15 protein-coding genes and 1 pseudogene are annotated in these 13,599 nt (G+C 47.9%); 6 read left to right on the top strand and 10 right to left on the bottom strand.

The annotated features are described in order from the left end of the window. Nucleotides 1-163: 163 nt before the first annotated feature. The 9 genes and pseudogenes from FH749_13305 to FH749_13265 form a co-directional block, all read right to left on the bottom strand. Complete coding sequence (locus FH749_13305; protein ID MTI96429.1) at nucleotides 164-1,171, bottom strand: hypothetical protein; 1,008 nt, start codon at nucleotides 1,169-1,171, stop codon at nucleotides 164-166. A gap of 142 nt (nucleotides 1,172-1,313) precedes the next feature. Continuing rightward, a complete protein-coding gene (locus tag FH749_13300) occupies nucleotides 1,314-1,961 on the bottom strand; it encodes a hypothetical protein (GenBank protein ID MTI96428.1) in 648 nt (215 codons plus the stop codon). Between the two features lie 239 nt (nucleotides 1,962-2,200). Next, nucleotides 2,201-2,656, bottom strand: a complete 456-nt coding sequence (locus FH749_13295) for a DUF188 domain-containing protein (GenBank protein MTI96427.1) — start codon at nucleotides 2,654-2,656, stop codon at nucleotides 2,201-2,203. Nucleotides 2,657-3,145: 489 nt separating this feature from the next. Further along, nucleotides 3,146-3,451 (bottom strand): annotated as a pseudogene (locus FH749_13290) (hypothetical protein). Between the two features lie 58 nt (nucleotides 3,452-3,509). Then, entirely contained in the window at nucleotides 3,510-4,664 is a 1,155-nt protein-coding gene (locus tag FH749_13285) for a YheC/YheD family protein (GenBank protein ID MTI96426.1), read from the bottom strand. Continuing rightward, nucleotides 4,618-5,727, bottom strand: a complete 1,110-nt coding sequence (locus FH749_13280) for a YheC/YheD family protein (protein ID MTI96425.1) — start codon at nucleotides 5,725-5,727, stop codon at nucleotides 4,618-4,620. The genes FH749_13285 and FH749_13280 overlap by 47 nt, the downstream gene beginning before the upstream one ends. 69 nt (nucleotides 5,728-5,796) lie before the next feature. After that, on the bottom strand, nucleotides 5,797-6,456 hold the full coding sequence (locus tag FH749_13275; protein ID MTI96424.1) for a hypothetical protein: 660 nt from the start codon (nucleotides 6,454-6,456) through the stop codon (nucleotides 5,797-5,799). Between the two features lie 92 nt (nucleotides 6,457-6,548). After that, nucleotides 6,549-6,947 carry a hypothetical protein gene (locus tag FH749_13270; protein MTI96423.1) on the bottom strand — a complete coding sequence of 133 codons (399 nt, stop codon included), beginning with the start codon at nucleotides 6,945-6,947 and terminating at the stop codon, nucleotides 6,549-6,551. Nucleotides 6,948-7,069: 122 nt separating this feature from the next. Next, complete coding sequence (locus FH749_13265; protein ID MTI96422.1) at nucleotides 7,070-8,224, bottom strand: hypothetical protein; 1,155 nt, start codon at nucleotides 8,222-8,224, stop codon at nucleotides 7,070-7,072. A 209-nt stretch (nucleotides 8,225-8,433) separates the two neighbouring features. On the opposite strand from FH749_13265, the gene FH749_13260 reads away from it, so the two are divergent. The 4 genes from FH749_13260 to FH749_13245 all read left to right on the top strand — a co-directional run bounded on the left by FH749_13260 (nucleotide 8,434) and on the right by FH749_13245 (nucleotide 11,475). Further along, nucleotides 8,434-10,101 (top strand): arginine--tRNA ligase, encoded by a 1,668-nt coding sequence (locus tag FH749_13260; GenBank protein MTI96421.1) that lies wholly within the window; start codon nucleotides 8,434-8,436, stop codon nucleotides 10,099-10,101. A 165-nt stretch (nucleotides 10,102-10,266) separates the two neighbouring features. Continuing rightward, a complete protein-coding gene (locus tag FH749_13255) occupies nucleotides 10,267-10,677 on the top strand; it encodes a hypothetical protein (protein ID MTI96420.1) in 411 nt (136 codons plus the stop codon). Nucleotides 10,678-10,783: 106 nt separating this feature from the next. Continuing rightward, on the top strand, nucleotides 10,784-11,074 hold the full coding sequence (locus FH749_13250; protein MTI96419.1) for a hypothetical protein: 291 nt from the start codon (nucleotides 10,784-10,786) through the stop codon (nucleotides 11,072-11,074). A 218-nt stretch (nucleotides 11,075-11,292) separates the two neighbouring features. Continuing rightward, nucleotides 11,293-11,475 carry a hypothetical protein gene (locus tag FH749_13245; GenBank protein ID MTI96418.1) on the top strand — a complete coding sequence of 61 codons (183 nt, stop codon included), beginning with the start codon at nucleotides 11,293-11,295 and terminating at the stop codon, nucleotides 11,473-11,475. 41 nt (nucleotides 11,476-11,516) lie between these two features. Here FH749_13245 and FH749_13240 read toward each other — a convergent pair whose 3' ends face one another. Beyond that, nucleotides 11,517-12,680, bottom strand: coding sequence for a CBS domain-containing protein (locus FH749_13240; GenBank protein ID MTI96417.1), 1,164 nt, complete (start codon nucleotides 12,678-12,680; stop codon nucleotides 11,517-11,519). A gap of 346 nt (nucleotides 12,681-13,026) precedes the next feature. Between FH749_13240 and FH749_13235 the strand changes: the two genes are divergently transcribed. Together FH749_13235 and FH749_13230 are read left to right on the top strand one after the other, a co-directional pair. Beyond that, nucleotides 13,027-13,296: a hypothetical protein gene (locus tag FH749_13235; protein ID MTI96416.1), complete on the top strand. Its 270-nt coding sequence runs from the start codon at nucleotides 13,027-13,029 to the stop codon at nucleotides 13,294-13,296. After that, complete coding sequence (locus FH749_13230) at nucleotides 13,289-13,570, top strand: hypothetical protein (GenBank protein ID MTI96415.1); 282 nt, start codon at nucleotides 13,289-13,291, stop codon at nucleotides 13,568-13,570. The genes FH749_13235 and FH749_13230 overlap by 8 nt, the downstream gene beginning before the upstream one ends. Nucleotides 13,571-13,599: the final 29 nt, after the last annotated feature.

Genomic DNA, 13,599 nt, shown 5'->3' with positions numbered 1-13,599 from the left:
CGCCCTGAGCTACATAGCTTAATGGACAAATTGAAGGTAAATACCCCACCCAGATTTGTCGAGTTTCCTAGTCCAAAACAGTACATATTGTAGTCACAACACGTTTTTAGGCTCATGACGGGTTAGCCCCTGTGTCATGGGCTTTTTTAGGCCTTTGCTGTGTCTACCACTGTACAATGCCAGACCGGGGGCGAGAGGCAATCCTAAAAAAATATGTGGCCCGGCCGCTGTCGGGGCCGGAAGAAGCTTCCATTGCCAATGCATTGCTGTCAACCAACGGCAGCAAAAACCAAACATATTCCCCTTCCGCCTGGAGCTGACGTTTGAAACCAATACCGACCTGCTGCCGATTGGCATACTGGAGCAGAAAACTGTATTCATCCCGGATGCCGACTAAATCCAAACGCCGCTCAAGGTTGCCCCAGAGGTCGGGCGAAACTTCATCCAAATCGCAACGCCGGGCAACCCGTCCCTCCCGCATTAGCCGGGCCGCACCGCGGATTACCGCCGGTGAGGCATTTGGCGCAAGCTCCCGCAACAACTCCTGGGCCTTTAACGACAACTCATTGAGCAACTGAGACAGAAGTTGAATAAATGAATCATAATCACGGCCCAGACGTGAAAGCTTCAGAACCTCACCTGTTTCAATAAAAAGGGAAACCTTATAGTCATGCTCCTCAACGCGCTCAATAAAGCTATAAGGGAACCGGCGTGGTTCACCCGAGTCCGGCAAAACCAACAATGCGGTATCACAGAGGCGCAACTCGCAATTCCCAAGCTCGGATTTTCCGGCGGAAGTTATGTACGTACAATCGGCGCCAATCCCAGCCCGGCGGACAGATTCATACATCAATAAATCGGCAAGCATTAGCTCATTTCGCTGCCTGTTGAGAATGCGGTGAAAATCTGAGTATTTGTAACCCAGGTGATATAACTCCACACTTTCTCCACCTTCGATAGACAAAACCACCCGGTGCTCTCCCTCAGAAACGTCAGATATTTGCCGAAGCGGAAAGGATAGAGCATCGCCAAACCGCGGCATCAACTCAAGCTTCTCATCGCTAAGGCGGGCTGCTGCTTCTACAGCGGTTAACTCCTCGCCACAAGTTCCCCGCCAGTTAAATTCTAGCGAACAGTCTAACAGGGTCTGATGCTGGCTGCCCTTAACCACGCCAAATCCCCCTTGTGCTTGTTTTTACAACTATATTCGTCCAAATAGTAGCTATTTCCCTTAGAAAAATCTAAAAAATAAATATTTATTTACGAATACACAAAAAAGGCCGTCGGTTTTCTGACGGCTTTTTACGGACACTTTAGTCCAGGTATTCAATTTCGCTTTCTGCCCGCAGCTCCTCGATATATTCCCAAACTATCATGTCGGCCTTTTCTTCAATCCACAGGGACGAATAATATTCTAATACTTCTTCCCTCTCCGGCGCATCTTCAAGGTCAGCAAATTCATCATCGTAAAATTCCTCTAACTCCTGCAATTCCTCTGGGGTAAGTTCTATATTACCGAAATCAAGTTCTTTATCAAGGAGCGCTTGCACCATTAAATGCTCCTGCATTATCTGCTTGTAAGTATCAAGGGTGTATCCTTCGGATTCCAATGCCCCAAGGAACTCGTCTTCAGTGTCGAACATATCGCGAATTAAATCCAGCTCTGCGTCTACGTCCACGCTTTCCGTAGTTATACCCGCAGCCGCCGCTGCTCCAAGGAGCAGCTCAATGTTAATCAAGCGCTCCAGCACGCCCTCACGAATTTCGGCAATATCCTCATCATTCAATTCAATTCCCAGCATTTCATAAAACTCCAACTCATATTCCAGCTCTGTCTCAAAAGCGGACCTAGAGATTTCTGAACCGTTGACTATGGCCACCGGCCCGGCAGGCTCTGAAGAGCTGCATGCGACGGCAAAGATCAATATCGCTAAACCGATCAGGCCAAGCTTTCTATACATAGCGGCTTCACCTCCATACCAATATCTTAATATAATAATCTTATACTACGCCACTCTTTCTAACAAGGGATTTCGCTATTAGTTTCACCCAATCTCGACATGTTAATGAACTTAAATCTATTTTAGCAAAAAAATATGAAATATTTATTAACACAAGCCCGGTGTAGCCGGGCTTGTGAGTTTATCGGCGCTAACCGACAGCCTTATCAACATAGTTGGGTTTTCTGCAACACCTTGATTCAACTGTCAATATCAATGGCAAGCTGCTCCTGAATCGCTCGTTCTAAGATGGCAGCAAATTTATGATCTTGCTCGCGGCTACGTTTTCTGGGCCCCCGGGTCCGTCCACCACCTCGGCGATGACGAAACTTCAAGTTCCGTTCCTCCAACATAAAATCAATCTTCCCCTTGTCATACAAGCGGCCGGCGGGATTGAGGCAACGCACCCTTTTTCCCAGCAGCATGGCAGCCAAACCCCAGTCCTGTGTAACAGCTATATCCCCGGCCTCGGTAATATTCATCAGCTTGATGTCAGAAGCCTGGGGGTCGTTGCCAACAATCAAATGGTTCTCGCTGTCGATGCAATGCTCAAAGCTGGCTACAGTCCATACCGGCAGCGCGTACTTTTTCCCCAACGAAAAACAAGTCTGCAGCACTGCCCGGGGACAAGCATCGGCATCAATGACAATTTTCATTACAACCGCCTCCAACCGGTACATTTTACCATTATCGATGCCGATAATACAGTGATTGGGTAACCTGCCTTCATTAAATACGCATAACTGCCATCGCTGTAATTACGGTAAAATTGTATCGGCAAATATCGTGGATTGCAACAAAGTACGCAGGTGATATTTCTCTGCCATGTGAAAACAACTCCGCCACAATTCACCCCTACTTTTTTTCCGTAATTGTTCAGCCCTATCTACGCGGTCCTCAATCAGATGCAAAATGCGTTCGGCAACTTCATTGAGAGCATCGGACTCGACTGGTTGGCGCAGGATTTCGGTAATGTAAGTAACAAACGAATCACTCAGCTCCCTGGCGGGTAAGCTCCGCAACTTGGATGCCGCAAGTTTGTAACCCTCTACTCCCCGCGCCAGCACCGAGTAATGATGATGCGCCCAAAACTCTGAGTTTATTCTCGGCAGAGGTATCCTACCCTGTTGGTTTTTTTGGGTGTATTTTTCCACCAGTAGCTCAAACTGGCGCCGAGGTGAATCCACATAGGTCAAGCTAACTGAGTCGGTCGCCGGTTCAAAGTGCAGTGGACTGTTATGCTCAAATCCCCGCAGCAGCATCTCGCCAACAGTGAGGTCATGAATCCGCACCAATTCAGCCAGATGATTGCGCCAACGCATCGTTTCTGGATGCCTGGCGTAACCTTGCTTCTTACCAGTAATAACACTGTACACTGCATGGATTTCAACATGTTGCCCCAAGAGACTGGACCGGGAAAGGTAGCCCGGATGCACATCCCACACACGCATCTCAATCACCTCAAAGCTAGTTTGCTGCTCATAGCGATTAATTATTGCAGCCAGCCGTTTAAGGCTGGCTGTTGCTTTCGAAGAGATACCGGGCATATTCCAACGGCCGCCTGTAGAGCAAGGCGATTGTCTCTGCATCCCATGCCTGACCGGCCGCTCCCATGGCGGACTTGGCATTTACCTCCAATAACCAGAACTTATCATCGGTGTCAATAATAAAATCAATGCCCAATTCACCAAATGAACCATATTCCTGCTCCACACACTGAAAGATATTACACAAAAAGGTTTCGGCCGCTTGCTCTAAGGAACGAATCTGGGTATCTGAATAGCTGCAGCGTCGCAATGTGTCAGCAAAAGTAAAAACCGTTGAACCGGTGCGAGAACTGCTGACCGGCGCTCCCGGTGTGGCCACCCTGCCGGCAATACAGGTTACGCCCAGTTCCCCGTTCCCGTCTCTTTGGACTTCCGCGCGAAAGTCCACATTACCTCCCGCCAGCTGGATACAGCCCACGGCTTGCTGCGCCAGAAGCCTTTTGCTATTCAACACAGCCCGCACTTTGTGTAACAATCCCCGGATGCTGGAGAACCGCCAGACCCGCAGACGCTTACCCAGGTGACTAGCTATATATTGGCGGTGTCGCCGGTCAACCCGAATCACTTTCCGTCCATGGCGACCAATTGTTCCTTTGATATACAAGCTTTGATACCTGGCGAACATATCTTTCAGTTGGTCAACAGTAGTCAGTAAACAGGTTTCAGGAAGGTGGGAAACTAACTCGGGATAGCGTCTAAATCGGCTGTAGGTATCCCATTTGTCAAAATCAGAACAGGAATTTATCTGCGGAATCCCTATCTGGGCGATTGCTTGCACAAACTTATCAGCCTTGCTGCCCTTTTTGCCGGGGCCACGACGGGTGTAAAGAATGTCAGGAAACAGGAATACCCGCTGAACCCACTTTTTCACATCAGGATTATACACTAAACCCGCGATCTTCCTCTTTTGCAAGTCGATATTTCTTTCTGCAAACACAAACAAACTTACCCCAAGCAGCTGACTTTGCTCATTTAGAGTTACCAACCTAGGACGGGCATTACCGGCCAGCAAGCTGTTGACGGTGCTATTAGTCACAAACACTCCCACTAATGGACGGGGATCGTTGCCGCTACTCTTCGCTGGGCTCATTGACATCACCTGCAATCGAGACGGCATACTGGACAAGTGTCTGGAAATGACGGTTTATGGTTGCTTCATCATAGCTGTGAAAAAGAGACACTTTCGCAGATCTTGAATTGGTCTCGATAAACCACAATTTGCCGGTAGTGTCCAAGCCAAAGTCGATACCCATCTCACCACATTGTCCATAGCTTTGTTCAATAGCCCTATAGATTTTTACCAGGAACTCTTCCACACGATTGCGCAGGGCAGAAACATCAGACGTTTCGTAGTTGAGAAACTTAGTTAGGAATTCCTCCATTTGATAACTAGAAGCATGGGTAGTTATCGGGGAAGCGGAACTACCGACCCGGACCGGGATAGCATACGCTACTATTTGACCGTCACCGGTGCGCTGGACTTCAGCCCGAAAATCCACCAGACGCCCATTAACTTTTATCAAATCGATAGCGGGCTGAACAAGCACATCTCGATATAAAGCCATCCGCTCCAAATCCTGTATCATTTTGGAAAGATTCCTGTAGACCACAGTCTCCGGCTGATCGTCGAAGTACGTCAACCTGTAACAACGGGGCGCAATTGCCTTTATCCGTACAACACGCTTACCGCGGCTACCGAGGCTAGCCTTAACATAGACGTCGCCGTAGCGATTGAGCATCATTTCCAGTATCCGAGGCCCGGACAGCTGAACAGTCTCAGGCAGATATGGCCGGACAGATTTATTCTTGTAGAGCTTATTGTAGACCTCCATTTTTGGGTAGGGAAATGGATAGTTTAAAAACCGTGCGCCGGAAGCTTTGAGCTGTCGTATAAATTTGTCGAATTTACGGTTTGAAGGACCGTTGCCAGAGCGTTTATAAAACACCCTCGGGTAAACCGCAACCCCTTGACACCAGCGCTCTGCCTGTTGGTTATACCGGATACAGTTAATCTGTCGGTTTTCGAGGTCTACACCCTCCATGCTGAAGAACACCACCGACACTCCGGCCTCCACTGCGGCTGCGTTCAACATGCCCATCCGTGGTCGAATCGAACCCTGCTCCATTTCTTTTAGCACATCGGGGGGTAACATCACCCCTAAGAGCGGTTGCTCATGCATCGCTAAAACCACCTTGTACAGAAAGTGAAAACCTGCGGGATGTGCCGCAGGTCACAGACAATGTTGTCATCAGGTATTTAGATCATTCAACTGGGGCGGGAAAAACGGCGGGAACGGCCGCTGCAAGAACTGTTCGCAAAGGTCTCCCAGCTCCTCACACTCAGGCGGCACCGGGCAAAAACCGAAGGCGGGAACTAAGAGCTGGACATGCAGGGCAGTCTTGACAATGATAAATGCGCCGATGGTGGCAATAACCAACAGGAAATCCTCTTCCTCTTCATCGCCAGTCTCGATAAATGCTTCGCAGGCCAATGCCTCGAAAATAGATTCCACAAGTACCTGCATCTGTATCGGGTCGGGAGCGTAGAGAATTACCTCTTTGAAGAAGCAAACGGTCTCCTCATTGATGGTGTAATTGCCGGGATCATTGGTGTCAAATATCCGGATTTCCAGGATAGCGCAAACATTGACCCGTACCAAGCCCAGTGGTCCGCCATCAATTGGCTCAATTGACCAGTCCTCAAAAAATTCACTGCCGGGAACGATTGAACATTCAACTTCCAAGTCTGCTACCGGCACACCTTCGGGGAGCTCCAGGTCGGTAAAGAAGAACTCGTCACACTCGCGTTGGGAGCAGGCATCATAGATTTTCTTTACATAAACGCATGCCACCTCAGTGGGCGGGGGTATGGGCCCTTTTCCAACCGGGAAACTTTTTTCTATTGTCATGCTATAAACCTCCTTCCGCTATATTGATATGTTGATTCCTGGCAACTGGTTCTGGACATATGTATATAGAAAAGTCAGACGAAACGTCTGACTTAAGTGATATTTTCTTCTAGTTCTTGAACTACTGAAGTTATATTCCCCACATAATGCCAATCTTGCTTATCCAAGCTATCCCGATAGGCCCTGCCCACTCCCATCTTTTCTGCTCCCTTTGGACTCAATTCACCCTTTGCCCGGAGTTTGTCAAACAGACTTAAGGTCCGGTACAGAGCCGACGAGTCATGGAAAAACCAATGCTCATCGCCATACTCCAAATGCAAGATATTAACTTTTACTTCCCGTTCGCTGAGGCCGGTCTTGTATTGCAGTCCCCAAAACATATCGACCACATCTTCTTTGACAACATACACAGATTGCTGAGAAAAACTATAGTTGGTTATCTTCGAGTACATAAACCGATGGGTATCGATGATCAATAACTTCCCTGGCATCAAACTCCCCCTCCCAATACTACATATCTGTTGTTAAACAATATGTCAGCTGGTTCAGTTCAATACCCGGAAAAGCAAAAACCTCGCACCTTCAAGGACAGTTGTTCAGCATGGATTAGATACTACGTGAACAGACTCCATAGGGAGGCCGTTATTTGCTGCCATTCGACACTACGCTCAACCCAGAAGATTATCAAACCAAGGGCAAGAGCCGGCAATTTATTAATCGCAGTTGCCCAAAAAGCACTGCGTCGATCCATGGCCAGGACTGGGAAGAGAGCGTCCCCATCCTGGGAGACTGCATTGGCAGCCAGAGCGGCAAAAGGAATTAATCCTTGAGCAAACAAAGAGACAAAAATTATCTGTGGCCCACAGCCCGGAATTATCCCCACAGCTACGGCAATAAACACTGAGGCCGCGCCGGCAGCCAGCAATACTGCCTCAACAACCTGTTCACCGACCAAATAATCGCCACTGCCTGCAGTCAGCACTAAAAATTCAAAGAGCAAATAGCCGATAAATACCCATGTGGTCACAAAGGCAGTCTCTCTAAAATTACGCAATAATGTTCTAGACCAAGAATTTTCTCCGTGCCCACTGAATTTCAAATGTTTTCCCCACAATGTAACCAACACTGAGATTACTGTACCGGTTACGCCCACAATTAGTCCGGCGCCGGGAATAGCCAAAGCATTAATATCCACCTGCATAAGCTGCAGGATACCCAGGATAAGCCCGATTGAGACAAGAATCCAAAAACCAATAGAAAACACGTTTACTAATTTCAAGCTTGACCGGTCAGCTACCACCGACGCATCACCAGACGCAGAGTCAGGATTTTCGCCAACCTGTCGACGATATTTTGCAAGAATTACCCGGCCCAACCCTGCCTGATCTACGGCGTACCCAGTTAATACACCGGTGAACAAAGTTAACCCGCTGACCAGCAACCAATGCACAGGACTGCTCACAATCAGCACGAAAGCTGAATCACCCATTGTAGCCATGAGCGTTGCAACTACCGTCCCAAAAGTAACGCTGCCTTTGAAAAACAAAGGCATTACAAAAATGGCGCCGCCACACCCTGGCGTCAGTCCTAATAATCCCCCCAGCAAAGGCTGCCAACGTTTTGAATTGGCAATGAACCCAACTAAACGCCCTTTATAACGACAATCCACCCAACCGAACAGCAATAAAACTGCTCCAACAAATACACCAACTTCAATGAATGCTCCCTCGGCGCTGTCAATAACAAGGTCTAGAATTTCACCGAACATGAAAATCCTCCTATATAAATTGCTCTCAAGAAACTTATTTTCCCGCAAGCAACTATTTCTGCTGCACTTTATGTTCAGCGTACTAAGACCTATGTCATTTGAACAAGCTGTTTGGGCAAGAGCCCAGGCAAAGTACTGCCGTCAATTACTTGCATCAATCCTGTGAACGAGGCATAATAAGTTAAGGTTTGCTCAAGGAGGTTTTACAATTGAACATACTGTTTCAAGTCAGAGAAATCCTTAAAGCGGAAATAGCAGCGGCCACCCTCAGGACCGGCATGGTAACTGAGCAAGAACTGCCGGAAGTAATTTTGGAAACACCTAAACATAAAAGCCATGGCGACTTCGCATCCAATATTGCCATGCAGCTTACCCGGGCAGCAAAAAAGCCCCCCCGCCAAATTGCTGAAGAAATTGTGGCGAATTTTGATAAAGAAAAGGCATCAATTGAAAAAATTGAAATTGCCGGCCCCGGATTTATCAATTTCTTTATGGATAACACTTACCTGCAGGCAATTGTTCCGGCTGTTCTTGACGCCGGAGACAAGTGGGGCGCAAACAATGTCGGAAACGGACAAAAGATTCTGGTGGAGTATGTCTCAGCCAACCCCACTGGGGACCTGCATGTGGGCCACGCCCGGGGCGCAGCGGTCGGCGACTCATTATGCAACATCCTTGAACTTTCAGGATACCAGGTTGGAAGAGAGTATTATATCAATGATGCCGGCAATCAGATAAACAACCTGGCCTTGTCCGTTGAGGCCCGTTACCGTCAAGCCCTGGGACAGCAAGCGGAACTGCCGGCGGAAGGTTATCATGGCCAGGACATCCAGGGCTTTGGCCAGGAACTGGCCCAAGAACATGGGGAAGCGCTGTTGGCGATGTCGGAGCAGGAACGGCTAGCTTTCTGTCGCAAATATGGCCTGGAGCGCGAGCTGGATAAACTGCGGACAGACCTTAAAGATTTCCGGGTGGAGTTTGACAAATGGTTTTCCGAGACCAGCCTCTACGAAGATAAAATCCCTGCTGCGCTGGCAACTTTGCAGGCCGCCAACCTCACTTATGAGCAAGACGGCGCAACCTGGTTCAAAACGACCGAGTTTGGCGACAGCAAGGATAGGGTGTTGATAAAAAATGATGGCAGTTACACGTATATGGTGCCAGACATCGCTTACCACCGTGACAAGATGCAGCGGGGCTATGATAAGTTAATTAACATTTGGGGCGCTGACCATCACGGTTACATTGCCCGGATGCAGGCGGCAATGCAGGCCCTGGGTTACGAAGCCGAGCAGCTGGAAATTCTTATCTTGCAAATGGTCAACCTCTTCCAAGACGGGGAAAAAGTAAAAATGAGCAAACGCACAGGTAAGTCTGTCACCCTGCGGGATTTGATGGACGATGTGGGTGTTGACCCCACCCGCTACTTCCTGACAATACTCAGCTCTGATTCCACCCTGGATTTTGACATGGATCTGGCGGTATCTCGTTCCAACGACAACCCCGTATATTATGTCAAGTATGCTCATGCCCGGATTTGTAGCATGTTACGCAATGCCACGGACCAGGGCATTGAGGACAACGACAAGCAGGATCTGACGACCCTTAATTCAGAACGGGAATTTGACCTCTTGAAGAAGGTGGGTGAATTTCCTGACATCGTTGCCGAAGCGGCTGAAAGGCGTACCCCCCATACCGTCACCCATTACGGATTTGAGTTGGCATCTCAGCTGCACAGCTATTACAATGCAGAACGAGTGATTGACCCCGATAATCCCAGCATCACCCGTGCACGGCTCACCCTGATGAAGGCAATTAAAATTACTATAAAGAATGTCCTGAATCTCATCGGCGTGGAAGCCCCTGAACAAATGTAAAAAAAATGGCCCGATGGTGCGAACTTTTGTAAGCAACCTTCGGGCCTTTATTTATATACGTAACCCATTGTAGGGAACAACTTACAAAAATATATTTTAATTTTGCAGGAAACCTGGTCAACGTAAATATAATTATTAATAGGACTAAATTGAGGAGGTGAGAAAATGAGCGTCAAATCTTCTACCGGGTTAGAAGAAAACGTTGCCAGTGCCCTTTGTTATGCTCTTGGCTGGCTGAGCGGGCTGGTTTTCTTCTTCATCGAAAAAGACAACAAAACTGTACGCTTTCACGCACTACAATCGATTATTACCTTCGGCACCCTACATTTAATTTTCTGGGTTATTGGTCTTCTTAGCGGGATAATTCTTCGTGCAGTTATTCGTTCTGCTGGCTACTATGCCTTCGGTTATGTCGTTTTTAGCGGACTTTTTACCTTGTTGTCGATTGTAATTGGCCTAGCCATCTTTATCTGTTGGGCAATCCTTATCTACAAAACCTATAACGGGCAAAAAATTAAGCTTCCGATTGCAGGCAAAATCGCAGCAAAACATACAGGTGAAGAAATCAGTATGTAGTCTATAAGGCAGAGCCCTAGGCTCTGCCTTAAAAAATCCTGAAGGTGAAAAAGTGTTACGGCGTACATGTAAGTACTCGAGGATACTGCTAATATGCTGCCTTGGAATGCTAATCCTGGCAACAGGTTGCAGTAGCAAAGGTAATCAAGACGATAACAATACAGAACCACCGCCAAATCAGGAGGAGCCGGTAGAACCGCCCCCTGATGATAATGGAACTATTGAACGGGAGGAACGTAATCTTTATGCAGTAGAAGACCTAGAGGGTATTTATACCACCTTTGCGATCTTTGGCCTCAGATGGGATGATGATGGCAGGGATTCATCCTTCACGTTAAGCACAGAGGGCAGTGATACCTACGGCGAGAAGCTCTCCTTGTTGATTGAGGAGCAATAGGAACAGTCAATCGATATTTGGCTTGATGATGGAATAATTGTCAAGGTTGAGCCTGAGGATATGGAGTATGGATTAATCGATACGAACGGTGATTATATTTTTGGCTCTCTGTTTGCCCCCATGTTTATGTTCAATGCCTTTCATGAGCAGTATTACAACGCCCCGACGAGTTCATTCAAATTGAGAACAGGGGAAGCGAAACTCGGAACTTAGTGCACATGTCAGTTCCCGTCACCAACCACTTTGTTCGCATGGACAATCCCTTAAGCGGTGAATTAGAATGGACCCTGACTTATTGGATGGGCAGTGTTGGCGGTTTCGACATGGCGGTGGAATGGGCTGTAGAGACAGCTGACGAGAGTGTCCTCAGATACGAAATAACCGAACTTAAACTGAGATGACAACCGCAGGGCGGGGCGCAGTTACATTGCACCCCGCCCTGTCAGCGTTCAGATTCCAGCAAACGCAAGCGAAACCCCTTCATGATGTCAGTACGGGTGATGATCCCCACCAATTGCTCGTCTTTCAGCACAAACAAACGACCAATTTCCAGTTCAGAAAGCCTGCGCAAGGCCAGGTAGATATCATCTTCCGGAGCAACCGCTTTTATCTCGGTGCTCATGATATCCTCAACGGTTTTAAACTCCCGCAGTCGCGGTTCAACCTTTTGAATATCTTCCATGGTCACACAGCCTACCAGACGCCCCTCCTTCATAACCGGGTAACCGCTGTGGCGTTCCCGATACATTTGCTCCACCAACTGCTGCACGCTGTAATTGGCCGGAACACTGGATATTTTGGCGGTCATCAAATCTGCGACCGTAAAACCGGAAAGAGTCTGGCGCAAAAGACTGGCCTGGTATTCCTGACTGGCGCCCATATAGACAAAGACTGCGATAAAGATTAGAAAAAAGTTTCCGCTCAAAAAACCAAAGACACCAAACAGGACGGCAAACAACTGTCCCAGACTGACGGCAAACCGGGTGGCGGCCAGATAACTCATTTTCCGTGCCAGAAGTGAACGCAAGATCCGTCCACCGTCGGTGGGGAACGCGGGCAAAAGGTTGAATACAGCTAATACGATGTTTAACCAGGCCAAATAAAAGATTACCACGTATAAATCCGGCACCGGCATTAGCTGGGCAAACACAAGTGCACCCAGCCCCAAACCAAGGCTGACAGCAGGACCGGCCAGGGCAATCGCAAATTCATTTGCCGGATTGTGGCTAAACTCCTCATCCAGTTGAGCGACACCGCCAAACAACATCAAGGTAATGTCTTTGATGTGAATCCCCCGCCCACGGGCAACCAACGCATGCCCCAACTCATGCAATCCGACACTTACAAACAGAGCCAATGTCAGAATCAGCCCCAACACGAAGACATTTTGAGACAGCTCCAGACCAGCTTCCTGGGCCATGGTTGCAATTTGTGTGCCAAATAACCAGGTCAGCAGTGGAAAAGCCAGCAGCAAGGTCAGATGCAGGCGAATGGGGATCCTGGCAATTGTCCCAATAGTGATTGCATTATTAAACATATTGTCCTCCTTTCCAGAGAAAATAGGATTTGTAATAATGATTCTTGTTATCACAGCAAAATCCTGCATAATATCTATAATTACTATATTAATTCTGTATTACTGCGTCAAATGCCACGTTGAAGTGTAGGGTTTGACGCATAACTTATTTTATCTTCTCTTTTTTGCCTTGGGAAGACTGTGGCACGGGACTTGCGATTACAGACAGGTGAGTGAACATCACTCAGAACAGAAGCCGCTTCTGTATGTATGGGGAGGCAACTGGAACAACAGACGCGGCTTCGATCTAACTCAAACTCCTTAGCTATGCCTGCCTAATTCCAACGCCATCTCTCCCCTACCAGGAAGTATATATAGTTCTAGGTGTCCGGGGCATAGCTCCCGGACACCCCACCAAAAACAGGAGGTAAATAGAATGAAGTGTTGTGGAGGCAACGACAACCAAACAGTTGATGAACACCACCTTGAAGATGATCCAAACTATGCTGAACAAGTAAAGCACAAAAGACAACACTCCCCATTGTTGATGGTCCTATGTTGTCTAATCCCTCTGGGCTTAGCCTTTTTCTTCATTCAACGGGGCTACAGCATGGGCACGTTATTTGTCTTACTCTGCCCTTTACTACATGTAGGCATGATGTGGTTTATGTTTAGAAAAGGCAAGGAGGAGGCACAACATGGCTAACAAACTTGGGCTCATTGCAGGTGTCGGTTTAATTCTTAGCTTGGCAACAGGCGCCTCTTTTGCTATGCAGCATCCCGGAGACCACAACCCCCAAGCGAACATGTCTGGGCATCACAACTCCATGCATGATGATATGATTACAGACGGCATGCATCAGCACCATATGGGGCATATGACAGGTGACGAGTGCTATGAACCCGATCATCACCTTGGCCAAGAACACAATGAGTTTATGGATGAGTGTGCGGCAGGGCTTCACGCCGACCGCCACTAGTTCTTCCCTAATCTAATCTTTAAAATCTA

It is taken from the genome of Bacillota bacterium (assembly GCA_009711825.1).
Taxonomy (GTDB): Bacteria; Bacillota; Proteinivoracia; order UBA4975; family VEMY01; genus VEMY01.
Note: the sequence above shows the minus strand (reverse complement) of the source record. Positions and strands in the feature narration are given on the sequence as shown.